Genomic DNA, 26,182 nt, shown 5'->3' on the forward strand with positions numbered 1-26,182 from the left:
ATTTCTGAAACTATCTAATATAACAAAACGTAGCGTGTTAAAATACGCTACGTTTTTGCTTTTTTAGTTTTAATTTTCTGGTTTAACATTAAATTCTTTACTTAAAAAATATTCCATATTCCATGTTTCAAAATCATTATATACAGTCTCTCCATCCTGTTTTACTAAAACATCATGTACTGAAGCGTTAAACTTAAATAACTGTCGCATGTAATTATAGTCGTCTTGGGGTATTCTTATAGAATTTTCAAAACCATTTTCTTTAACAGAGCTATTGTATTTTTCTATTGAAGAATTAGATTCGTTAGTAATATTTAAAAACACAATATCATCATTATTTTTAAAGCTATTTCGTCTTTTTTTCATTCGTTCTAAGCTTTCTCCTTGATAGTATGAATGTGGATTCCAAAATTGAACCACCACAATTTTTCCTTTATATGGTGCTATAATTTTCTTGAATATGGCTGTTTCTAGTTCGTTATCTGGCAACTCGTAAAACTCTGGTTTTGCTAATTCATTTTTAAATAAATCATCTCCTAATTGTATTAGATGTGGACTTTTGATATCTTTTTTTAATTCTGACCAATACCAAGCTTTATCATTGTATAGACCATCAGCTTCCATTATAAATTTTAATGTTCTAGTTTTTATAATTTCATAGATTAAATTGTTTTTTATTCCTAAACTGGCAGCTATTGAGTCTTGTTCTTTCCATTTATTTGTAAAATGTTTTTTCCGAGCAAATTCTTTTTTATCCTTAATAGAATTTAAATATTCTTTTCTTAAAGACTCATATTTTTTATTGAAAGCACTTATTTTACTTGTTAATTCTTTAGAAAATGTTTTTCTGTCCTTTGTTGGGATAAAAGCAATTTTAATAAGTTCTTCTTCTTCTGTGCTTAATTCTACATTTTTACTTTCCAAAAACTCTACGAAACTACTAGTGTTAAGACCTGTACTTACTCTTTCATATTTTGATTTTGGTTGTAGTGGTTGTGCATACTCTAATCTGTTTATAAAACCGGCAAAATTTTGATTTACCAATATAGACTGTTTATGTAATGGTAGATCTTTTATAAAGTTGTAATAGTCCTCAGGAAGCGTGTCATCAATATTATTTGCCTTTCTTTTTCCTTGTCCATATCTGGGAGTATGAGTGGGAGAATAATAATCTAATAAAGAGTAATACGTTTCGAGTATAATGTCATTTTTTAAAAGTTCGCTTGTCTTTTTATCTATTTCTCCACTTTGCTCGTAAGCTTTAACTTTGTCTAAAGCATTGGTTTTAAATTGAAGTATATATTCTTTAAAAGCTACAGGTTCCATAATTGCTTCCTTTTCTTGGAAATCACCTCCGTTATAATTCGGTTTATAGTGCAGTAAATTGGTATTTATATTTCCTAAAGGACCTTGGTAAGCAACATTTTTTAGAGGGTAGGAAATGCGCCTTGGTTGTTTTATATCGTCCCAGTTTAAAATAACAGATAAGTTTTGTCCGGGCTCTAAATAAAAGGTTATTACTTGGCTTTTAATTCTAAAAAAGTTTTGCATGGGATATTCTAGTGGCAATTCCAATTCAAAACGACCATCTTCATGAATTTCTATGACTCTGGGCTTGTTTTCTCTTGTTAATTGGTTGGTATAATAAAACACACCTGTTTTTGCTCCTAATGTTTGGTCATAGCCTTTTATATAACCAATAATTTTTGATTTTCTTTTTGTAAAAAAGGCTGGTGTTTCAAAGTTCTCTAATACTGTAGTCGTTGTATTTGATAATTCGCTTTTCAACCACTTTTTAACAGCTTCAGGAATCTGAGCGTCATTAATTTCTTCTAATGTATTACAACCCTTTTTGTGATTGTTTGCGTTACAAACTAAAGTTGTTAAAGCAACGAGTAGTACTGATAAAATCTTTTTCATAATGCTGGTTTATTGATTGATGTAAGTTTTAATAATGTCTTTATAAGACCTTCCTGAGGTAATAACTGTTTTTTTATGATTGAGTAAATTAATAACATAGCGGTTGTTAAAATATTTTTGAAATTCTTTTACATAATCTGTATTAATTAAATAACCTCTATGCACTCTTAAAAAATTATTTGGTAATTTTTCTTCAAGTTGAGTTAAAGATTGCTTAATAAGTTCACTTCCTTTATTTGTGTATATAGTCACGTATTTTTCTGTAGATTCAAAATAACTAATGTCTTCTATCTTTACAAAAATTACTTTATCTCCTTTTTTAACGGTTATAGACGTAATTATTTTTTTCTCTTTGGTTTCGCTAATTGTGTTTATAGCCTTAAAAAGATTCTCTTTTGAAAAATGTGTGTTTAACTGTTTTATTTTTAAAACAGTTTGTTGTAATCGTGTTTCTTTTACGGGTTTTATTAAGTAATCTATGCTATTGGTTTCAAATGCTTTTAACGAGTAATCTTCAAAAGCGGTACAGAATATAACCATAGGTATTACTTTTAATTTTTTCAACAATTCAAAACCAGTTAAACCAGGCATTTCTATGTCTAAAAAAATAATATCGGGTGTTAAATCTATTATGAGTTTTTCTGCTTCATAACCATTTTCTGCTTCTCCTATAATTGTGAATAATTCCGAAAACTTAGTAATTAATTTTTTAAGGCGTAATCTTGCCAAACGCTCATCATCAATAACTAAAACAGTATATGTTTTTTTCATGATTATAATTGTGATGGAATTAATATTGTAATACTCTTTTTAGGCGTGTTAGTCCAATTTAAGAACGCTTTGTCACCATAACATAATCGTAACAAATCATACACAGATTGTAATCCGTAGCCACTATACATATCTTCTGGAAAATCGTCTCCATTGTCGCTAACAGTAATGTGTAAACTGTTTTTTCCTTGTTTAATTTCTAAATTTATTACTCCAGGTGCTTCCACTTTAGAAACACCATGTTTCACTGCATTTTCAATAAGTGGCTGTAAAAGATACATGGGAATTTCTTTTTCTAGTAACCCTTTTTCTACATCAATTGTAAATTGTAAACGTTTTTCAAATCTAATTTTTTCAATTTTCAAATAGTTTTCTACCATTTCAACTTCATCTTCTATGGTACTCATTTTCTTTCCTTTTCTGTTGATAGAATACCGAAATAAATCTGATAAAGAAAGAATCATATCTTCAGCTTTACTAGTGCTTTCATGCATTAAACTTGCTATAGAGTTTAATGCATTATATAAAAAATGTGGATTAATATGAGCATGTAGCGATTTTAGTTCGTTTTGGGTATTTAATTCTTTTAATTTTCTTAATTCTATTTCTTTTTGTTTTACTAAAGAATCTGAGAAATGATTTAAATACATTAACAAGCCACGACCTAGTGTTAAGGTTAGAAAAATGAAAAATAGAGGAATATAAACAGGAAGTGTTTCGTTTGTTTTTCCAATTAAGAAATAGCCTATTAGCACAGGAATATGTAATACACTAAATGTTAAAACTAGTTTCATTACAAATTGATATGTAAAGCCTAAGTAATTATTGATTATTTTTTGTTCTATTATCCATAATAAAAAGGAAATAATTAATGCAGAACTTAATACATACAGAAAGCTGTATATGGATTTATTTAAAGAACTATTATTTGGTTGTTCAATATCTATAATGTAGCTATATATCCAATGTAAATTCATTAACCCTAATAGAATTACAAGCATAGGAAAAAAGTAATGTAAGTATGTTGTTTTTCTAGTATTAAAAAGCCCAAATGCGAGTACAAACATTAATAGCCCTAGAAACCCAATCAATGTATAAACCTTTAAATGTGCTAAATTTTTATTTATGAAAAGATTGGCATATCTCCATGGGTAAGTTTTGTACATATAATTAGAAAATTGTTGTTTAAAGTTATCTGCATATAACTTCTGAACCAAAAATTTGTCAATTTCAGTAAACTCTTTATCTAATATATTATAAGTAGGACTGTTAAAGATAGCCTCAGTAGGATAGGTGATATTTAAAAAAAGTATATCATTATTATCCTGAATAAAACAGATGGTTCTTAAAATTTCATATTGTATGTATTTTTTTCGGTCTTCTAAATTAGTGTCTTCTTTAAAACTAAAATATAATGACTTTACATGTTCATTAGATCCGTGTTTATTTCTGTATTTATCGGTTTCAAAATTAATTTTTATTGTAGATGAAATAATATCAGAATAAGAATAGCCTTGAACTTTAGTGTTTCTATTGGTTTTATCCTTAGTATATTCTGAAAAGTTATTTTTTGTAAAACTTGAAAAAGATTCAATTGTTTTATTAGGAATTACTTTTTTTAAACTTTCTATAATTTCACTAACAGCTAAACTATCTTTCTTTGTAGCATTTTTAAGTGTAAATAAAATGGGACCTGAAAATTTTTTAGCAGTTTCATTACTTCTATTTATTTTGCCTTCAAAAAGCTTATCTTTTACATACTCCCAATGTATGTCTTTCTCTTTTTTCGAATAGTTATTTCCTTCAACTTCTACTAGTAATGAACCTTCGGAAGAATTTATCATCCTTAAAAAGAGTGGGATTATTAGTATTATAATTAAGGCTATTTTTTTCATCTTAAATTTGTTACACTACAAAGAAACCTCATTAAGATGTTTTTCAAAATGTTTTTGCGACGAATAGCATTTTTTAATAAAAAATTATTCAGCTAAACATAGATGTTTTTCAATAAAAAAGCCTCTTCGTTTTCACAAAGAAGCTTTTAAATACTCGTTTTATGAGATTTTTAACCTTTTACTTGAAGGTTTGTAAATTCTTTAGTCACAACAAGAGTATTGTCTTTAAATTGAACATCTTTCAAATCAACATATTCATTATCTACTTTGATAGATTTTACTTTAAAAGGCAATCCAAATAAGTTAATTTTAAAGGTGTTATAAGGGGTTATATATTGGCCTCTTTTATGAATTCTTATAATTAGTTTATTTTCAGTTCCGGCAAGATTAAATTTCTTTAAACTATAGCGTCCTTTTGTGTAATCGTAACCATCATCAGCATCTTCATATAGCTCAGAATCTTCTTTACCATCTTTGTAATAAACATCTAAGCTTAATTCTTCAATAATTTTTTCTCCAACATATTGTTGTACCGGGTATTTTGGAATAATAGCACCAGATTTAACGAAAATTGGCATACTATCAATATCGGCATCAACCCAAGTTTCTTTTCCTCCAGAAACTAATTCTTTTGTCCAGAAGTTATACCAGTCGCCTCTAGGAATGTACATGCGCCTTCCTTTTGCGTTTGGTTCGTTTATTGGACAAATTAATATTTGATTACCACAAATAAATTCGTCTGTTCTATAATGTGTTTGCGTGTCTTCTTGATCGAATAATACTAAGGATTTTAGCATGGGTACATTATCATGCGAATATTGATAGAATGAGGTATATAAATAGGGTAACAATTCATATCTAATCTCAATAAATTTTCTAACAATATCTGTAATTTCTTTATCAAAAGCCCAAGGTTCTTGATCGCCATGATCTCCAGAAGAGTGTGTTCTACAAAATGGGTGGAAGGCTCCTAATTGAATCCAACGTGCATATAATTCGCCGTTAGGTTGTTCTGCAAAACCACCAATATCAGATCCTGCAAAAGAGAATCCAGATAATGCTAATCGTTGTGCCTGTATGTTTGCTATTTGCAAGTGTTCCCAAGTTGCAACATTATCTCCCATCCATGTAGAGGTGTAACGTTGTGTTCCAGAATAGGCAGAACGTGTAATTACAAACGGACGTTTAGGATAGTTAAATTTTTTCAATCCGTGGTATGTGGCTCTGGCCATCTGCATACCATAAATGTTATGAGCTTTATTGTGGCTACATGGATTACCGTCGTAATCGTGACGAACATCTGATGGGAATGTTTTTCCTGGAACATCCATTACCGCAGGTTCGTTCATATCATTCCAAACACCTTTTACACCTATATCTTCAATAAGTTCTTTAAATAAACCTGCCCACCATTCTCTTACTTCTGGTCTTGTAAAATCTGGAAAATAACACTCCCCTGGCCAAACCTTACCTTTCATATAAGGGCCATCGGCACGTTTACAGAAATAATCTTTATCAAGAGCTTCTTTAAATACGCTGTATTCGTTATCTATTTTAATACCTGGATCAATAATTACAACGGTTTTAAAACCATCATCGGCTAATTCTTTCACCATTCTTTTTGGGTCTGGAAAATAATCTTTACTCCAGGTAAAGCAACGAAACCCTTCCATGTAATCGATGTCTAAATAAATAGCATCACATGGAATTTGTAATTCTCTAAACTTGGCAGTAATTTCTTTTACATTAGATTCTGGATAGTAACTCCATTTACATTGGTGATAACCTAAAGCCCACAATGGTGGTAATTCTGGTGTTCCCGTTAAATCAGTATAACTGGTTACAACATCTTGCATTTTAGGACCATAAATGAAGTAATAATTCATTTCACCTCCTTGTGCCCAAAAACTAGTTACATTTCTTCTTTCATGACAAAAATCGAAATATGTTCTAAAGGTATTATCAAAGAAAATACCATAAGATTTTCCATTGTGTAAACCGGTATAAAAAGGAATGGCTTTATAAATAGGATCGGTGTTTTTTCCAAAAGCATAAGAATCTGTTGCCCAATTTTCAAAACGACGTCCTTTTAGGTTTAAATGCTCTGGTTTATCTCCAAGTCCGTAATAGCTTTCTCCATTTTGGGCAGCTTTACTCATTTTAACAATATCTCCTCCTAATTCGTAACTCTCTTCCCAGTGAAAACCTAGTTCGTCTTCACAAATAATTTTGTTGTCTAGGGCGTCATAGAGAGATACTCTTAAATCTGATTTATGGATATGACAAATTAGTTTTGAGGTGGTAACAATATATTTTTCATCATCATTTGTGATTTCTAAATGATTATAACCTCTACTAGCATCTTCATCTATAGCATAAGAGAAGTCTCTTTCAAATTTACCAACCGTTGTATAAGTAAAGCGTAGTACGCTGTCTCTTAGCACAGTAAGTTTAAGAATAACATTGTTTGATGTTGAGAAATGTAGAATATCTACATTTTTTGTATAGTCTATAATATTTGAAGGAAACAGGTTTCCTTTATATTCTAATTCAGTGTTTAAAATCATAATTTGGACAATTATTTAATTGTCCAAATTACTAAATATTATAAGTTTTAAAAGCGTTTTTTTGGTAAAAAAACATTAATTTATTTGTTAATACACAAATTATCAAGTGGATAATTATAAATATATTAAGATTTGAATTGAAACACTGTAACAGCTAATGGAGCTAATGTAATTTCTGCTGAATAATCTTTACCATTCCAAGGATTCTTTTTTATGGTTATTGATTTTTTGTTAGAAATACCACTACCACCAAATGCTTTGGCATCACTATTAAATAACTCAGAAAGTTTACCACTAACAGGAACTCCTATTTTATATTTTTTTCTAACGGCAGGCGTTAAATTACAAACTACTATCACATCGTTTTTAGCAATTTTACCTTTTCTTATATAAGAAATAACACAGTTCTCATGGTCGTCGTAACTTATCCATTCAAAACCTTCTCTAGAAAATCCGTTTTCATATAAAGCAGGTGTTGTTTTGTAAAGTAAGTTTAGTGCTTTAAAAAAGTTTTGAAAGTTTTTATGAGGCTCAAATTCTAATAAATTCCAATCTAAACTACCTTGAAAATCCCATTCATTATATTGTGCAAATTCACCACCCATAAACAATAGTTTTGTTCCAGGATGTGTAAACATATAACCATATAATAAACGAAGATTAGCAAAACGTTGCCATTCATCACCAGGCATTCTTCCTAAAATAGAATTTTTACCGTACACCACTTCATCATGAGAAAGCGGAAGCATAAAATTTTCTGTAAAAGCGTATGCTAAGCTAAATGTAATATCGTTTTGATGGTATTTTCTATAAATAGGATCTTTTGCAAAATATTCTAATGTATCATGCATCCAGCCCATCATCCATTTCATACCAAAACCTAAACCACCTAAAAATACGGGTTTTGAAACGCCTGGAAAAGCCGTAGATTCTTCGGCAATAGTTTGTGTGTCTGGAAATGAAGCATAGATTTCTTGATTTAATTCTTTAAGAAATTCAATGGCAGCAAGGTTTTCTCTTCCTCCATAAATATTCGGTTCCCATCCACCATCTTCTCTAGAATAATCTAAAAACAACATGGAGGCAACGGCATCTACACGTAAGGCATCTGCATGATATTGTTCCATCCAGAAAGCTGCATTACTTATTAAAAATGATTTTACCTCGTTTCTTTCGTAGTTAAAAATTAAACTTTTCCAGTCTTGATGATAGCCTTTTCTTTTATCAGGATGTTCATATAAGCAAGATCCATCAAAAAAGCCTAAACCGTGTGCGTCTTCAGGGAAATGAGAAGGTACCCAGTCTAAAATAATACCTATATCATTTTGATGGAGTTTATCTACTAAATATTTAAATTCTTCTGGATATCCAAAACGTGAAGATGGCGCAAAATAACCTGTTACTTGATATCCCCAAGATGGATCATAAGGAAACTCCATAATAGGCATAAGTTCTACATGAGTAAAATTCATGTCTTTTACATAGTTAACCAATTCGTCAGCTAATTCAAAATAGGATAAAAATCGATCTTCTTCTACTTGTTTTTTCCAAGAACCTAAATGTACTTCATATACCGAGTAAGGTGCATCTAATGCATTATGGCTTTTACGTTTTTTCATCCAGCTTGTATCCTTCCATTTGTAACTATCGTCCCAAATAATGGATGCTGTTTTTGGAGGGTGTTCACAACGTCTAGCGTAAGGATCTGCTTTTTCTGTTTTTATGCCATTGTTATGACTTTCAATTTTGTATTTGTATATATTGCCTTTACCTACTAAAGGAATAAAACCTTCCCAAATACCACTACTATCCCAGCGGACATTTAATTGGTGTTCACCTTCGGTCCAAAAATTAAAGTCACCAATTACCGAAACTTGTTTAGCGCTAGGTGCCCAAACTGCAAAATAAGTACCTTCTATACCATCTACAGTTGTAATATGAGATCCAAATTTTTCGTAAAGCCTATAGTGTTTCCCCGCTTTAAAAAGGTTAATATCGAAGTCTGTAAATAGACTATAAACTTTTACTTGTGCCATATATTATATTACAAATCCGTTAGGTATAACTGCTCCATTTTTAATTACTACGATGCCTTCTTTAATAGCGTAAGTATCTGTTTCAGTATCTTCTAAATGAGATCCTCCATTTATTCTTACATCATCACCAATGCGACAGTTTTTATCAAGAATAGCATTTTTTATAAAGCAACGTTCTCCTATTCCCATCAACACTTTTATTTTTTTATCCTCTATTTCTAGAAGTGTTTCGTAATAATCACTACCCATCATATATGTTTTTATGACTGTAGATTCTTTTCCAATTCTTGAACGAATACCAATAACAGACTGTTCAATTTTAGCGGCACTAATAATACATCCTTCAGCAATAACAGCCTTGTCTAAAGTAGTTCCTGCTACTTTTGTAGTAGGTAACATTCTGGCATGCGTATAAATACGTTTTGCTTTATCATATAAATCAAACTGAGGAATATTGTCCGTCAATCCGATATTAGCTTCAAAAAAGGAATCGATATTACCAATATCTGTCCAATAACCTTCATATTGAAAACTTAATGTTTTGTGTTTTTCAATAGATTGCGGAATAATTTCTTTACCAAAATCGATAGTAGATTCATCGTCCATTAAACTTATTAAAAGGTCTCTATTAAAGATATAAATACCCATGGATGCTAAATAATTTCTACCTTGACCTTTCATTTCATCACTTACTTCAGAGGTCCAATCTGGTAATAAACTGGCATCAGGTTTTTCAATAAAAGAGGTTACTACACTTTCATCATTTGCTTTCAAAATACCGAAAGAAGTAGCATCTTTTGCATTAACAGGAATAGTGGCAATAGAAATTTCAGCATTACTTTCTTCATGTGCAGCTATCATTTTATCATAATCCATTTGATAAAGTTGATCTCCTGACAATATTAATGCATACTCAAAATCGTGCCTTAAGAAGTGATGCATACTTTGTCTAACAGCATCTGCTGTTCCTTGAAACCATCCTTTATTACCTGGTGTTTGTTCTGCTGCAAGCACATCAACAAAAGCACTACTAAAAAAGCTGAAATGATAGGTGTCTTTAATATGTCGGTTTAAGGAAGCAGAGTTAAATTGTGTTAAAACAAACATACGCTTAATGTCTGCATTAATACAATTTGATATGGGAATATCAACCAATCTATATTTACCTGCAATGGGTACTGCAGGTTTAGATCTTTGTTCTGTTAACGGGTGTAGTCTCGAACCTTGCCCTCCACCTAAAATGATGGATAAAACCTTATTATTAATCATATTCAGTCAGTTTTTATAGTGTTATATAAATTTATGTATTCTTTAGCAGAAACATCCCATGAATGATCTAGTTGCATGATCGTGTTTCTTATTGTTTTATATTTTGTTTGATTACTGTAAAGTGTAACACCTCTGTCAATAGCTTCTGTAATTTCTGGAACGGTTACATTTTTATGACAAATACCAAAGCCATTTTCTTCAGTAATATCAATAACAGTATCTTTTAAACCACCAATGCTTCTAACAATAGGAATGGTTCCATATCTTAAAGCGTACATTTGGTTTAAACCACAAGGTTCTACTCGAGAAGGCATTAGTAAAAAATCTGCCCCGGCATATATAATATGAGACAGCTTTTCGTCATATCCTATAAAGGCATTGTATGTCCCAATATAATCTTTTTTTAATAATTCTAGTTGGTTTTCAACTAAATCATTTCCAGAGCCCAGTAATAATATAGTAGCATTATTTTTTTCGAGCGCTATTTTAAAAGCCTCTGGAAACAAATCAGAGCCTTTTTCGTTAACTAAACGCCCAATAAAAGCGAAAAGTGGTTTTTCAAAGTCTAAATTAAAGGTATCACACAAATATTTTTTATTTGCTTTAGCGCCAGAATGTACTGTTTTAGAACTGTAATTTTTAATTATGTAATGATCTGTTTCAGGATTCCAAACCTTCCAATCAATGCCATTTAAAATACCCGAGCATTTTTCACTTTCTGCTCTTAACAAGCTTTCTAAGCCGTTTGCTTCTAGTTTTAATTCTTCCATATAGCTAGGAGATACCGTAGTAACAGCCCAAGCACATTTAATTGCTGAAGCTAATGGGTTTATTGAGCCACCCCAGTCAAGTAAACCAACATTTTCAAAATTAAAAGGCGGAATTAAACCTACTTTTTCATGAGAAAACCAACCTTGGTATTGTGCATTGTGAATGGTTAATATATTAGGAATCTTTCTAAATGCTTCATATTTATAACTTTCTTGAAGCATAAATGGAATTAAACCTGTGTGATGATCGTGACAATGAATAATATCTGGATAATTGTCCCAAGTTAGTAACCAATCTAAAGCTGCAATTTGAAATGATAAAAACCGTTCGGTATCATCCATTGAATAAACATAGTCTTTAAAAAGCAGTTCTGGAACATCAATAAAAAACACATCGAAGTCTAAGGTGTTCTCTGTTAAAGTTAAAACACGAAAATCATAAGGCTCCACACCTAAATTTATAACACCGTTATATATGGTATGAAAATTATGTTCTTTAGTAAACTTATTGTTATAAAAAGGCATAATAACCTGAGAGGATGTAGTTGAGCCTTTTTGATATTTAGGTAATGCTCCAACAACATCTGCAAGCCCTCCGACTTTAGCAACTGGATAACATTCTGCACTTATATGTATAATATTCATATGTAATAATTACGAATTTTATAAACTTACAAAATAAATAGTAACCATTTTGGAGGAATTTTATTTTTAAAGAAAAAATTGTAGAATTGGAATTAATCAAAATTATCAATAATGAAAATGAAAAAAAGTTTAAAAATACTGTCAATCATTCAATGAAAATTTATCATAAAAACAAAAGTTAATCTTTAAACTTTCTACTGATTGATTAATGAAAGAGAGAAATGTTTAATCATTCAGTTTTGAAATAACTATAATTGCTTGTTGTAAAATTTTAATATTACCAACTTAGCGCATAAGTTTTTACCTTATTTTACTTTTCAAGTAAATTATTTATTCTATAAACACTATTATTTGAATTTTCTTTCAAGTTAAAAGCAAAATGAATTTATATTTGTCTTTATATATGTTTAAAAATTACTTCTTTATAGTTTTACTTACTCTTTTTTGTTTAAAAACAAGTGGGCAAACAAAGTCCTTTAAAAAGCAGTTAGATAGTATACAAGCATTAAGGCAATTATCTAAAAACACAGATTTAGATATAGAAGCTAGAATACAATATGCTAAAAAGGCAAGCGAGTTATCTTATATAACACAAGTAGATTCTGTTATTTTAAATTCGAATTTTTTACTTGCTGATTGTTATTCAGATGATAGGAGGTATTTCAGAGAATCAATAAGCTTAAATCGGAAAAACTTAATATTAGCAAGCAAACTTAATGATTCACATAGTAGGGCTTATATAAATTATCATTTAGGGTATGCATATCATTATTTAGAAAAAAGCGATAGCACTTATTATTATTACTACAACTCTTTAAGAATATTTGAACATTTAAAACCTGTAAAGAATGAGTACCTTTTACGTCAGTCCAGAATACTTTCAAATATTTCTCATCTACAGCGAGTAGAACGTGATTATATAAGCAGTCAAGCAAATACAATAAAAGCTATAAATATATTGCTTTTTATCCCAGAAACTGAAGACAGTTTAGATGATTTGTCCAATTTATATAACAATTTAGCTTTAAATTTATATGACCTTAAAGAGTACGAAAAAGCCATAGAATATTATAAGAAGGCTATAGGTGTTAGTAACAAAATGATTGATAATTATAAACGAAAATTATTTATAAACATTAATCTTGCCGAATTATATAGAGTAACTTATAGATATGAAGAAGCATTTAAAATATACAATAAACTACTAGAAGATAAAACTATAGAAAAAAAAGACCCAAGTTCTTATGGAGCCATATTAAATAATATGGCGTATACCATGTTTTTGGAAAAAGATAAAGATTATGCTAAAATAGACTCTTTGTTTACTGAGGCTTATAATATTTTCTGTGATTTAGATTTATTTTATGAAATCTCTGGAAGTGGTAATGATATGGCAGAGTTTTATTTAGATACTAACAAAAAAACCAAAGCGTTATTTTATTCTAAAAGATCCTATGAATATGGGAAAAAAGCGAATGAATATAAAGAAGTATTAAGAGCTTTAAAAATGCTTTCAAAGTTATATGAAGGAAATGAAGGGAAAGCCTATTTATACGAACACATAAAATTAAATGATAGTTTAATTGATGTTGAACGCGCAAGTAGAAATAAGTATGCTAGAATACAATTTGAGACCGACCAATATATAAAAGAGACAAAGCGTTTAAGCACTCAAAACATATTAATTATAGCAATAGGAAGTATATCAATACTGGTATTAGGTCTTTTATATTTTATAAAATTACAAAAAACTAAAAACAATGAGCTTCAATATATAACAGAGCAAGAGCTAGCAAATCAAGAGATTTACAAATTAATGTTAAAGCAACAAGCGAAGCAAGAAGAAGGACGTTTGCAAGAACGTCATAGAATATCAGAAGATTTACATGATGGTATTTTGCCTAGGTTATTTGGCACCAGAATGGGTATGGGTTTTTTAGATATAAAAGGAGATAAAAGCACCTTAAAACAATATAATAAGTTTATAGATGAGATGCAAAAAATAGAAAAGGAAGTAAGAGATGTGTCTCATGAGCTAAAAAGTGATACCATAGGCTTAAAAGCTAATTTTGAATCTATTTTAGAAGCGTATATAAAGACTCAAAGCGTAGCAGGAAATTTTAAGTATGAAATAATAAATGATGACAAAATAAAATTTGAGTTGTTTAATGAGACCATAAGAGTTGAAATTTATCGAATACTTCAAGAACTTATACAAAACATTGTAAAACATGCAAAAGCTACAGTTGTTTCTCTTTCTTTTACATTGAAAGACGAAGTTGTAAGGATTAATATATTAGATGATGGTATTGGATTTAATACAGAAAAAAAACATAAAGGAATAGGCTTAAAAAACATAGCCTCAAGAGTTCTTAAATTAGAAGGTGAACTTAAAATAAACTCACTTTTAAATAGTAAAAAAGGAACAGAATTTGATATAAAAATACCTGTAAAAAAAGAATTTTAAGGATGATTAAATTATTTAATGTTTTAATTATAGAAGACCACCCGTTAATTGTTAACGCTTATGAAAATGCCCTTAAGCATATAAGTAAAAATAATAGAAAATTAGAATTCGATATTGATGTTGCTTCAAATTGTGATAGTGCCTATGTAAAAATAATGGAATCATCAAATACTCAAAAAATAGATTTTATTTTTCTAGATATTAAATTGCCAGCTTCTAAAGATGGAACACTAATTTCTGGTGAAGATTTAGGTATTAAAATAAAAAAAGTATTACCAAAAGTTAAAATAATAGTTGCCACCACTTACAATGATAATTATAGAATTAATTCAATATTTAAAAGTATTAATCCTGAAGGTTTTTTAATTAAGAATGATTTAAATCCTAAAGAGCTTGTTTTAGCTATAGAAAGCATAATTGAAAATAGTCCTTATTATAGTAAGTCTGTAGTTCAATTAATGCGAAAACAAGTATCTAATGAAATAATAATAGATGATCTTGACAGAAAAATACTTTATGAATTATCTAGAGGAACAAAAATGAGTGAATTACCACAAATAATTCCACTCTCTATTTCTGGAATAGAAAAAAGAAAACGGATATTAAAAGAACTTTTTAATTTAGACAAAAAAGACGATAGAGGATTGATTAAAATAGCAGAGGAAAAAGGGTTTATTTAGTCATTCAAAATCTGTTAATCAAATTCTTAAAAAACCTTACTTATTTTGAGGCAATCCCTTTTTTTTAATGCTTCTAGCTTCTCTACATTTGGAGTGCTATTAGTAAATTATCTATCAAGAAAAATATTTCTTTGGGGGGTGATATTAAATAAAACGGCATGATAAAATTATCATGCCGTTTTTATTTTAAAAATAGTCTTTATAAGAAACTCAATTTTTTTTAATCATTCAATTTAAGTACCGCCATAAATGCTTGCTGAGGTATTTCAACATTACCAACTTGACGCATACGTTTTTTTCCTTTTTTCTGTTTTTCTAGTAATTTACGCTTACGAGATATATCTCCACCATAACACTTGGCTGTTACATCCTTACGTAATGCTTTAATAGTTTCTCGTGAAATAATTTTAGCACCAATAGCTGCTTGAATTGGAATATCAAATTGCTGACGTGGAATAAGCTCTTTTAATTTTTCACACATTTTTTTACCAATATTTTGAGCGTTATCAGCATGTATTAATGCCGAAAGTGCATCAACAGGTAAGGCGTTTAATAAAATGTCTAAACGCACAAGTTTTGATACTTTCATGCCAATTGGATGATAATCAAAAGACGCATATCCTTTAGAAACGGTTTTTAAACGATCGTAAAAATCGAATACAATTTCTGCTAAAGGCATTTCAAAGGTTAATTCAACACGCTCTGTTGTTAAATAGGTCTGATTTAATACAATGCCTCTTTTTTCAATACAAAGAGACATGACGTTACCAACAAAATCAGCTTTAGTAATAATGGTTGCTTTAATATAAGGTTCCTCAACTCTATTCACTGTTGAAGGATCTGGTAAATCAGAAGGATTATTTACAATAAAAGCTTCATCAGGATTTTTATTTGTATAGGCATGGTAAGATACGTTGGGAACTGTAGTAATTACAGTCATATCAAACTCGCGTTCTAAACGTTCTTGTATAATTTCCATGTGAAGCATGCCTAAGAAACCACATCGGAAACCAAAACCTAAAGCCGCTGAGCTTTCTGGAGCAAATACTAACGACGCATCGTTTAGTTGTAGTTTCTCCATCGAGTTACGGAGTTCTTCGTAATCTTCAGTATCAACAGGATAAATACCTGCAAATACCATGGGTTTTACATCTTCAAAACCTTCAACAATATTGGTAGTTGGATTTGCGAAATCGGTAATAGTATCACCAACTTTTACTTCTTTAGCGGTTTTAATTCCTGTTATTAAATAACCTACATCACCTGTTTTAACACTTTGCTTGGCAACTTGCGTTAGTTTAAGTGTACCAACTTCATCGGCATAATATTCTTTATCTGTAGCAACGAATTTTATTTTTTGTCCTTTTTTAATTTCTCCATTAAATACTCTAAAATAGGTTTCAATACCTCTAAACGTATTGTAAACAGAATCGAAAATTAAGGCTTGAAGCGGTGCGTTTGGGTCGCCTTTAGGAGCAGGAATACGCTCAATAACAGCTTCTAAAATTTTATCAACTCCAAAACCAGTTTTTCCACTAGCGTGAATCACTTCTTCTGGGTCGCAACCTAATAAATCTACAATATCGTCGGTTACTTCTTCTGGGTTGGCGCTTGGTAAATCGACTTTATTAAGTACCGGAATAATTTCTAAGTCGTTTTCTAAAGCCAAATATAAATTAGAAATAGTTTGTGCTTGTATGCTTTGTGCGGCATCTACAATAAGTAAAGCACCTTCACAAGCAGCAATAGAGCGAGAAACCTCGTATGAGAAATCAACGTGACCTGGTGTGTCGATTAAGTTTAGAATATATTTTTCGCCTTTGTATTCATAATCCATTTGTATGGCGTGAGACTTAATGGTAATACCGCGTTCGCGCTCTAAATCCATACTATCAAGTAGTTGGGCTTGTTGTTCTCTAGCCGTTACCGATCCTGTAAAATCCAATAAACGGTCGGCAAGTGTACTTTTACCGTGATCTATATGTGCAATGATGCAAAAGTTTCTAATGTTCTTCATAGTCAACAATCTTCATAAAAAAAGATTTTGCAAATATAGATTTTTTTTAAGTGAGCATGAAAGATTGAATAGATGTAATTTAAAGAGGCTATTCGCTGTTTGTCATTGAGTGTCTTTTTAATAGAGATTATAGTTTATAAATTTGTAAGATAATTACACTCGATGTAATGTTTAAAAACGTAAATTAGACACTTTAAATGTATTGTAAACAATGTTTAATCAAAATAAATTTATAAGTAACAAATGCCAACAACACTATTAAGTTTAGGATTAAAGCAGTTTTTTGGTTGTTTTTTAGTAGTCATTTTAATGAGTTTTAAAATGTATTCACAAGTAACACCAACACCTTCTCAAGAAGAAATTTCTATACCAGAAATTGAAAAAACATATCTTCATATAGATCGCTCTTATTATAATATAGGTGAATCCTTATGGTATAAGGCCTATTCGGTTTATGCCTATAATAACTTGCTATTTGATAAGAGCAATATCCTGTATGTAGAGTTAATTTCTCCTGATTCTAAAATACTTGCTAGAAATAAAACAAGGTTAGAAGAAGGGTTGGGGCATGGGGACTTTAAATTAACTGATTCTGTTGGAGTGAAGCCTGGTGTATATCAAATAAGAGCCTACACCAATTGGAGTCGTAATTTTGATAAGGAATTTGTTTTTAAGAAGGAGATTGAAATCATGGATGTTTTTGATAGAGATGCAAGCAAAACCAATAAAGAGTATAAAGCAGAGAGAAAAAAAATAAAGAACAAGACTATTGAAAAACCAAAATATACATTTAACACCCAGTTTTTTCCAGAGGGAGGTTCGCTTATAGAAAACATTATAAGCATTGTGGCTTTTAAAGCTGTTGATAATAATGGTTTACCTATTGTTGTAAAAGGCAAGATTTTTGATTCTGATGAAAACTTAGTTGCTTTAACGGAAAGTGTACATGATGGGATGGGTAAATTTCAACTAAAACCTACAGAAGGGAAAGCATACTATGCTAAATTTATGACTTTAAATGGTGACGAAATTGAGGTCCCACTTCCAAAAGTAAATAAGCAGGGCTATTTATTAAGTGTAAAAGCAAAAAACGGAAAACATATTGTAACAATTAAAACCAATCAAGAGACTTTAGCGATGTATCCAGACGCTCCTATCACTGTAATTGGTGCTACAAGAGCGATTACTTATTTTGAAGGAACGCAGTCTTTAAACAGTACAACGCTTTCTTTTGAAGTTCCCGAAACTGATTTTCCTGAAGGCATTAGTCAAATAACATTATACGATGCCAATGCGCGGCCTCAAAGTGAACGCTTGTTGTACATTGAAAAAAACAATGATGTAAAGGTTGAAATAGCAACAGATAAAAAAGTATACAAAACAAAAGAAAAAGTAATTGTAACTATTTCGTCTAAGACTTCTTCTGGTGAGGCTGTGCCAGCTAGCTTTTCATTAAGTAGTACAGACATGAATGGCGTTTCGGAAACAAAAAATTATGGAACGAATATTAGTTCGTATTTTTTTATGGAATCGGATATCAGAGGTAAAGTGTACAATCCCGGGTATTATTTCGATCGTTCTAATTCAAAAAGATTGGATTATTTAGATTTATTACTCTTAACACAAGGTTGGCGAGATTTTTTATGGAAAAAAATGCCCGAAATTAATGATAGTCTTGCGTATAAAGTTGAAAAGGGAATCACGATTTCAGGTAAGGTAAAGCAACTTTTTGGAAATAAAGAAAAACCAGATAGTAATGTTACGTTGGCCTTATTCAATAAGGGAAAAGTGAATATACTTAATAATGTAACAGATACTATTGGAAGATTTAAATTTGAAAATCTAGTTTTCATGGGAGAGGCTTCAATGATGCTAAATACCCAAAATGAGAAAGGAAAAAACCGAGGAATGCTTTTATTAGATTCCCTTTACTTGCCGCCAATGGTTGTCGATTTTAAGAGGGACAGTATCATTTATACCTCAGAAAATATGGTTGTAAAAGAAAATATATATGAAAAACACATCATGTTTGGTGTTGCTGCAGAAAATATATTGGACGAAGTTGAAATTATTGCAAAAAAGAAAAATGGACCAGCTAGTTTATATGGAAATGCAGATAACACTTATGTGATAGATGAAAAAACGCAACACTTTTCAGATATATTTCAACTCATCCAGTTTTCAATACCGGGCGTGACAGCCATTGGTGGTGTAATTGGGTTTAATAGATATGGTGCACGACCCGCATATATCTTGATTGATGGTGTTGAATGGGACCAAAACGATTTAATGGGTATTCATACAGATGATGTTGCAAAAATAGAAGCTTTTAAAGGTCCAAGTGCTGCAATATTTGGAACAAGAGGCGGAAATGGTGTCATAATTATTTACACAAAAGAAGGGGTTATTAATAAAGACCCAAAACCAGTCTTTCATTCTATAACACAAAAGATAGAAGGTTTACATAACGCACGTGTTTTTTATTCCCCAGAAGATATTGAAAATCCATTCTTCGAAATGGATAATAGAAGAGCCATACGCAATACGTTGTATTGGAATCCGTATGTGCATCCAAATGAAAATGGCACGGTAGAAGTAACATATAGTAACAGTGAGGTTAACACGACGGTAAAAGTCATTATAGAAGGGATCACCGCTACAGGTATTCCTGTGGTTAAGCATGCTTATTATACAATTGAAGAATAAGAAGATGTTTTTTTAAGCGTAACTTAATTTGAAATAACGCAGTTCGTCAGAAAAGTATTTTATCTCATACGCTTATAAAGTTTATTTGTGGTATAAATATTTAAATTTACTGTGATGAAAAAATTATGCTACGCTTTATTGTTTTTATTAATTGCATTTAAATCATTTTCTCAAGAAACTGAAAAGCTTCCTAAAGAGCCCTGGGAAGAAATTGTTGAAATAAATGGTCAAAGATATTCACTTCTTAAAAAATGGAATTCTGATATTAAGGTTCAATTAGAAGGAAATTACACTACAACAGATTCTTTAAACATTACTAAAGTTTTAGCTAAGCTAAATGCTATAACAGAAAGCATCAATATTGGGTTTTCAAAAGATGAAATAGCTAACTTAAAAATTAGTTTTATAGATGCAAATGTGAATGAGAGAGATAAATACGGTGAAATGTTACGTATGTTTTCAAAGGATCAAAAAGGATTTACAAAAGGAAAACTATATATTTATAGCAGTAAGTCTAATCCAAATTTCAATAATTCTTTAGAGTCTACAATCTCAAAAGCTTTGGTAGGAGGTTTTTTTTCGCCTCTATTTCAAAACAAAAGAAATAGCATTTTTAATCGTGCAGTAAATTATAATAATAGTAAAGTACCTTTAAACGCTAAAGATATAGCTATCATTAAAGAAGCCTATAAACCAGACTTTGAAAAGAAACTTCAAATTGCTAATAAACAATTTAAACACATATTAGACGATTTATATACAAAAAAAGTAAAAGCACGAGACCGTATTTATGGTGGGTTACAAACCCTGTAGCTCTTATATTTTTACCAGCTTTAATTTTATCATTATTCTTTATATTTCTTATTAGTAAAATTAAAAAGTCAATAGATCTAAAAATTAAAAGAGATTGGCTAAGGTTTGGAGTAATTGCTCTTATAAGTTTGTTTTTTATGAGCATTGTTATCATACTTTGTGTGTCTTTTTATGATTTCTTAACAATACCTGATGATTATGACAAAGCACCAATAATAAGGTTAGACACAATTTTATCAACAACAGTATCATTATATTTAGTTTTATTTCCTCTTCTTTATTTGTTTCGCTTTATAGAACTAAAAATTCAAAAAACATTAAAAAGTATATTTACAAAAACAGCCTTAATTTTTTTATCAACAGGTTTTTTACCGTTTATCTGCACAGTGTTGCTATTTGGTATAGTAATAAATCATAAAGGAAGTTTTGTTAATATTCAAGGTGATTATTTAACACTATCTAAAATATTTTTATTTTTAATGGCAATCGCTTCAATACGTGCATTAATAAGTTTTTTCATTTTTAAAGAGCGAAATTTAATTATTGAAAACGAAACAAAACTTTCAAACTTAAGAGAACTAAAAACCAAAGCCGAATTAAAATCGTTACAATCTCAAATCAACCCCCATTTTTTATACAATGCTTTAAATTCTATTGCAAGTTTAGCGCATACAAATGCCGATAAAACAGAAAAAATGGCATTGTCGTTATCAGATTTGTTTAAATATACCATTAACCGAAAAGGAAAAAAGACAAGTACTGTAAATGACGAATTAGAAATGGTACGCAGCTATTTAGAAATAGAACAAACCCGTTTTGGAGATCGTTTAGAGTTTGTTATCAATGCAAAAGAAGATGTGTTACAAGTAGAAATTCCGATGTTTTTATTACAACCATTGGTAGAAAATGCGGTAAAACACGGTGTGTCTAAAGTTGAAGATAAAGGCGTTATAAAACTTAATATTATAAAAACAGACAAAGGTTTAGAAATTGAAGTCATAGACAATGGACCTGATTTTCCTGAAGGCTTGGTGAGCGGACATGGCTTACAAACGGTTCACGATTTATTACGCTTAAGTTATGGAGACAAAGCATCACTAAAGTGGCAAAATACGCCACAAAAAAGTATTAGTATTTCAATTGATAAAACAGCCTAAAAATGAGTACAAAATATAGCTCTATCATTATAGACGATGAGCCACCAGCAAGAGACCGTTTATTAAAATTGCTAGGAAATTTTCCTGAAACGTTTCATATTTTAGATGTAGCTAAAAACGGACGAGAAGCCAAACAAAAAATAGAAGCCTTAAACCCCGATCTTATTTTTTTAGATATTGAAATGCCAGGGCTTACAGGCTTTGAGTTATTAGAAGCACTGGAAACAATTCCTATGGTTATATTTTGCACGGCTTATGGAGAATATTCTTTAAAAGCGTTTGAAACCAATAGCATCGATTATTTGGTAAAACCTGTCCGTTTGGAACGTTTAGAAAAAACCATTGAAAAACTAAAGTCACTTGATAGGCATTTTTCTACTCAAAATTTTTCAAGCTTGTTAAAAGAAATAACACTTCAAAAAGAAGCTAAAAAAATGACATCTATTACAGTTAAAAAAGGCGACAAACTTGTTTTTATAAAATTAGAAGATGTCTCACATTTTGAGGCAGGCGATAAGTATGTTAATGTACATGCTAAAAACGATATTCATTTAAGCGAGCAATCTTTAACCCAATTAGAACAAAAATTACCAGATAACTTTTTGCGCATTCATCGTGCTGTAATTATTAATACGGATTATGTTAACGATGTCCAAAAATACTTTAATAGTAGGTTTGTAATCACTTTAAGTAACCCTAAAAAAAGCAGTATTACAACTGGTAGAAGTTATAATGATGCGATTAAAACTTGGATGAGTTTATAACTAAGATCTGACATGTCTTTTTCGTAAAGCGTTCAATTTTTTAAAAACCTCATAAGGCTCCATTTTATTAAAAAACACTAATTTTGCCCAAAAATATAAACGTGGTAAAAATAGACAACATAGAACTTCCCGATTTCCCATTGCTTTTAGCGCCTATGGAAGACGTAAGCGATCCACCTTTTCGTGCTTTATGTAAGGAACAAGGAGCCGACGTTGTTTATACCGAATTTGTTTCAAGTGAAGGCCTAATACGTAATGCCGAAAAAAGCGTTATGAAATTAGATATTTACGAAAAAGAGCGTCCTGTAGGTATCCAAATTTTTGGAGCCAATTTGGATAGTATGTTACAAACTATTGATATTGTAGCAGCTTCAAAACCTGATATTATCGATATCAATTTTGGTTGTCCCGTTAAAAAAGTAGTAAGTAAAGGAGCAGGTGCAGGTATTTTAAAAGATGTGTGCCTCATGGAGCAACTTACTGCCGAAATGGTTAAACGAACCAATATTCCTATTACTGTAAAAACGCGTTTGGGTTGGGATCACGATTCTATCAGAATTGTTGAGGTGGCTGAGCGTTTGCAAGATGTAGGCTGTAAAGCCATTGCTATTCATGGGCGCACCAGAGCGCAAATGTATAAAGGCGAAGCTGATTGGAAACCGATAACCGAGGTGAAAAATAATCCAAGAATGCACATTCCTGTGTTTGGAAACGGCGATGTAGACACTCCAGAAAAAGCCATGTTAATGCGCGACGAATTTGGATTAGATGGTTGTATGATTGGTCGTGCTAGTATTGGGAATCCATGGTTTTTTAAGCAAGTAAAACATTTTTTTGAAACAGGTGAGCATTACCGACCAATTACTATGCAAGAGCGTGTTGAGGCTGCTCGCCGTCATTTACAAATGGCGATAGATTGGAAAGGCGAAATTTTGGGTGTTTTTGAAACCCGCCGTCATTATACTAATTATTTTAAAGGCATTCCGCATTTTAAAGAATACCGAATGAAAATGGTAACTAACGACCATTCTAAAGATGTATTCGCAGCGTTTGATGAGGTGTTAGAAAAATTTGGTGACTTTCAGTTTACAGAGTAAATATCCCCTCGAGGGGATTATAGGGGTGTTTTTAAAATATAATGAAGTGTTTCGGCAAAGGCTAACAACTACTATCGCTTTTGTATGTGTCTGCCAATTATTTTTTTTAGCCTAAGTACCTGGTGTATTTGTTATAACCATATTTTTTTTATTCTCATCCTTTTTTAAGGAGGAGTGGATTTCATTTTGAAAAAAATGAAAGACGAGGTGGTTTTTCGCGAGAAGGATTGCAGCGACATCCTTTTTGCTTTTTTTTTTGCAAAAAGATAAAGCGTAAAGCCTGTTTGCCATTTTTCATGGCAACTCGCCCTAATAATTCTGAACTAACGATTTTGAAATGCGTACCGATGCTATTTTTGAAGCAATAATACCTAAAATTGAAATAGTTAAAAACACAATAACAAAATTTTCAACTTTTATGATAACAGGGTAAGCAAGTGATGGTGTTATCATAACCAAGGCAAATCCTTTTTGTAGCAGAGTAATTATTAAAGCAACACCTAAGCCTATAAATCCTCCAAGAATACTCATTAAACTACCTTGGAAAAAGAAAATTTTACGAATATCTGAGACTGTAACACCAATATTAAAAAGGGTATTAAGACTTTTCTTTTTATCTAACATCATCATTATTAAAGAGCCTATTACGTTAAAAAACGCGATAATTAGTACGAGCGTAAATATTAAATAAACTGCTAAATTTTCGGTGTTTAACATTTTGTAAAGCGCATCATTTAATTGGGCTTTATTTTTTATCATAATATTTTCGCCTAAAATTGTTTGAATCTTTTGTTTTACAAGAGCTTCATCAACACCTTTTTTAAGCTTAAATTCTATAGCACTTATCTGATTTGGTTTGTAGTTTAGTAAGTGTTGTGCTAAATCTATAGGTGCAAAAACATGAGAGTCATCTAGTTTTTCATTTACAGAAAAGATACCAACATTTAGAGCGTTAATAGCATTAACGGCATTTTTTGTAGAAGTTATTTGTCCTTTTCCTGGTTTTGGAACATAAATGGTAACGTGTTTAGCATAGTCTAAAACTCCCATAGATAGGTTGTGTGCAATGCCATAACCCACAAGTATTTGATTAGATTTTTGGTCTAGCCAACTACCATATTCTATAACAGAATCTATATTTACAACTTTCCGAAAATGCTCGTCAACTCCTTTTATAATAGCAGGATAGTTTTTGTTATCAAAAGTAACAATAGCACGCTCTTCAATAATTTTTGAATATAATGCAACTTCATCTATACTATTGAGTTTAGAAGTTTCATCTTCAGTTAAAAAAAATGATTTCCCAACGGTAGCTTCAGCTTTTAAATCGGGGTCAATAATGCTAGAAAATTGTAGCGTAAAATCTTTTAAACCAGCAAAACCAGAGAGTACTACAAATAATGAAGCTGACCCTAAAATAATTCCTATTACAGCAATAATAGTTATAAAATTAATAGCATTATTACTGCTTTTAGAGCGTAAATAACGTTTTGCTATATATAAGGAAACATTCAATTATGATTTTTTTCTTTTATCAAGTAAATTTGGGTCTGCAAGTGGGTTTTCTTTTCCCTTTAACGATTTATCTATTTGATCGATATATTCTAAAGAATCATCAATAAAAAACTCTAATCGTGGCATGCGTCTTAGTTGATTTTTAGTGCGTTGTGCTATTTCATGCTTAATTAATGGCGCATTAGATTTTATACCTTCTATAAGTTCCGCTCCTTTGTTATTAGGAAAAATACTTAAGTATACCTTAGCAACCGACAAATCGACAGTTACTTTTACTTTAGATACCGATATTAAAATACCATGCATACCACCTTGTGTAGCTGCACCTTGAAGTACTTCAACTAAATCGCGTTGTAAAACCGATGCTATTTTTTTTTGTCTTTGACTTTCTTCTAAGTTGCTCATTTGTTTCTACCTATTTATAGGTTTAGAATGCAAAAATAACGGATATTTAAAGATTATCTTATTTTTAGGGTGCTATTTTCATATCTTGATATGGAATTTAGGTTGAATTCATAGATTTCCGTCTTCACGGAAAGAATAAAAATAATTCCGAATGAATAAAATTGAACATATAGGTATTGCTGTTAAAAATATTGACGACTCAAATGAATTGTTTACCAAATTGTTTGGAGAGCCACAGTATAAAACAGAAGCGGTCGAAAGTGAAGGTGTAAAAACATCATTTTTTAAAGTAGGTAATAATAAAATTGAACTATTAGAAGCTATAGATCAAGATAGTCTAATTGGTAAATTTATAAATACGAAAGGAGAAGGTATTCATCATATTGCTTTTGATGTTGATGATATTGAAGCAGAAGTAAAACGATTGAAGAAAGAAGGCTTTATTGTTTTAAATGATATACCCAAAAAAGGTGCTGATAATAAGTTAGTTGTGTTTTTGCATCCTAAGACAACAAATGGTGTACTTATAGAGCTTTGTCAGGATTTTTTTTAAATGAATAAATTTCTTGTAGAGTTTTAAAATTAATATTAGATTTGCACTCCAATTTGGGTCCCATAGCTCAGTTGGTTAGAGCACCTGACTCATAATCAGGTGGTCCTTGGTTCGAGCCCAAGTGGGACCACACAA

The 26,182-nt window shown here is 30.7% G+C and carries 18 protein-coding genes and 1 tRNA gene; 9 read left to right on the forward strand and 10 right to left on the reverse strand.

Translation table 11 applies throughout. The annotated features are described in order from the left end of the window. Nucleotides 1-69 precede the first annotated feature (69 nt). The 7 genes from RHP49_07315 to RHP49_07345 all read right to left on the reverse strand — a co-directional run bounded on the left by RHP49_07315 (nt 70) and on the right by RHP49_07345 (nt 11,873). Entirely contained in the window at nt 70-1,920 is a 1,851-nt protein-coding gene (locus RHP49_07315; GenBank protein WNH14056.1) for a hypothetical protein, read from the reverse strand. Between the two features lie 9 nt (nt 1,921-1,929). After that, complete coding sequence (locus RHP49_07320) at nt 1,930-2,691, reverse strand: LytTR family DNA-binding domain-containing protein (GenBank protein WNH14057.1); 762 nt, start codon at nt 2,689-2,691, stop codon at nt 1,930-1,932. 2 nt (nt 2,692-2,693) lie between these two features. Then, nucleotides 2,694-4,535 carry a histidine kinase gene (locus RHP49_07325; GenBank protein WNH14058.1) on the reverse strand — a complete coding sequence of 614 codons (1,842 nt, stop codon included), beginning with the start codon at nt 4,533-4,535 and terminating at the stop codon, nt 2,694-2,696. Between the two features lie 221 nt (nt 4,536-4,756). Further along, a complete protein-coding gene (locus RHP49_07330; protein WNH14059.1) occupies nt 4,757-7,153 on the reverse strand; it encodes a glycoside hydrolase family 31 protein in 2,397 nt (798 codons plus the stop codon). A gap of 125 nt (nt 7,154-7,278) precedes the next feature. Then, nucleotides 7,279-9,189 carry a 1,4-alpha-glucan branching protein GlgB gene (gene glgB, locus RHP49_07335; protein ID WNH14060.1) on the reverse strand — a complete coding sequence of 637 codons (1,911 nt, stop codon included), beginning with the start codon at nt 9,187-9,189 and terminating at the stop codon, nt 7,279-7,281. A gap of 3 nt (nt 9,190-9,192) precedes the next feature. After that, the gene (locus RHP49_07340; protein WNH14061.1) at nt 9,193-10,458 is read right to left on the reverse strand and encodes a glucose-1-phosphate adenylyltransferase; all 1,266 of its coding nucleotides are present in this window, start codon (nt 10,456-10,458) and stop codon (nt 9,193-9,195) included. 2 nt (nt 10,459-10,460) lie between these two features. Then, complete coding sequence (locus RHP49_07345) at nt 10,461-11,873, reverse strand: glycogen/starch synthase (protein WNH14062.1); 1,413 nt, start codon at nt 11,871-11,873, stop codon at nt 10,461-10,463. 379 nt (nt 11,874-12,252) lie between these two features. On the opposite strand from RHP49_07345, the gene RHP49_07350 reads away from it, so the two are divergent. Both RHP49_07350 and RHP49_07355 read left to right on the forward strand, forming a co-directional pair. Then, nucleotides 12,253-14,340 (forward strand): histidine kinase, encoded by a 2,088-nt coding sequence (locus RHP49_07350; GenBank protein ID WNH14063.1) that lies wholly within the window; start codon nt 12,253-12,255, stop codon nt 14,338-14,340. A gap of 2 nt (nt 14,341-14,342) precedes the next feature. Beyond that, nucleotides 14,343-15,020 (forward strand): response regulator, encoded by a 678-nt coding sequence (locus tag RHP49_07355; GenBank protein WNH14064.1) that lies wholly within the window; start codon nt 14,343-14,345, stop codon nt 15,018-15,020. Between the two features lie 220 nt (nt 15,021-15,240). On the opposite strand, the gene lepA is transcribed toward RHP49_07355, so the two are convergent. Next, nucleotides 15,241-17,037, reverse strand: coding sequence for a translation elongation factor 4 (gene lepA / locus RHP49_07360; GenBank protein ID WNH14065.1), 1,797 nt, complete (start codon nt 17,035-17,037; stop codon nt 15,241-15,243). A 243-nt stretch (nt 17,038-17,280) separates the two neighbouring features. Here lepA and RHP49_07365 point away from each other — a divergent pair, with 243 nt between their 5' ends. From RHP49_07365 to dusB, 5 genes are all read left to right on the forward strand, one after another. Continuing rightward, nucleotides 17,281-19,743 carry a TonB-dependent receptor plug domain-containing protein gene (locus tag RHP49_07365; GenBank protein ID WNH14066.1) on the forward strand — a complete coding sequence of 821 codons (2,463 nt, stop codon included), beginning with the start codon at nt 17,281-17,283 and terminating at the stop codon, nt 19,741-19,743. A 114-nt stretch (nt 19,744-19,857) separates the two neighbouring features. Further along, nucleotides 19,858-20,556 carry a hypothetical protein gene (locus RHP49_07370; protein WNH14067.1) on the forward strand — a complete coding sequence of 233 codons (699 nt, stop codon included), beginning with the start codon at nt 19,858-19,860 and terminating at the stop codon, nt 20,554-20,556. Between the two features lie 137 nt (nt 20,557-20,693). Next, nucleotides 20,694-21,713: a histidine kinase gene (locus RHP49_07375; protein ID WNH14068.1), complete on the forward strand. Its 1,020-nt coding sequence runs from the start codon at nt 20,694-20,696 to the stop codon at nt 21,711-21,713. A gap of 2 nt (nt 21,714-21,715) precedes the next feature. Beyond that, entirely contained in the window at nt 21,716-22,477 is a 762-nt protein-coding gene (locus RHP49_07380; GenBank protein ID WNH14069.1) for a LytTR family DNA-binding domain-containing protein, read from the forward strand. A 101-nt stretch (nt 22,478-22,578) separates the two neighbouring features. Next, entirely contained in the window at nt 22,579-23,574 is a 996-nt protein-coding gene (dusB, locus tag RHP49_07385; GenBank protein ID WNH14393.1) for a tRNA dihydrouridine synthase DusB, read from the forward strand. Between the two features lie 309 nt (nt 23,575-23,883). On the opposite strand, the gene RHP49_07390 is transcribed toward dusB, so the two are convergent. Both RHP49_07390 and rbfA read right to left on the reverse strand, forming a co-directional pair. Next, a complete protein-coding gene (locus tag RHP49_07390) occupies nt 23,884-25,089 on the reverse strand; it encodes an ABC transporter permease (protein WNH14070.1) in 1,206 nt (401 codons plus the stop codon). After that, nucleotides 25,090-25,494 carry a 30S ribosome-binding factor RbfA gene (gene rbfA / locus RHP49_07395; protein WNH14071.1) on the reverse strand — a complete coding sequence of 135 codons (405 nt, stop codon included), beginning with the start codon at nt 25,492-25,494 and terminating at the stop codon, nt 25,090-25,092. A gap of 151 nt (nt 25,495-25,645) precedes the next feature. On the opposite strand from rbfA, the gene mce reads away from it, so the two are divergent. After that, complete coding sequence (gene mce / locus RHP49_07400) at nt 25,646-26,047, forward strand: methylmalonyl-CoA epimerase (GenBank protein ID WNH14072.1); 402 nt, start codon at nt 25,646-25,648, stop codon at nt 26,045-26,047. 56 nt (nt 26,048-26,103) lie between these two features. After that, nucleotides 26,104-26,177 (forward strand) — tRNA-Ile (locus tag RHP49_07405). Nucleotides 26,178-26,182 lie beyond the last annotated feature (5 nt).

The organism is Flavobacteriaceae bacterium HL-DH10 (genome assembly GCA_031826515.1).
GTDB lineage: Bacteria > Bacteroidota > Bacteroidia > Flavobacteriales > Flavobacteriaceae > Thalassobellus > Thalassobellus suaedae.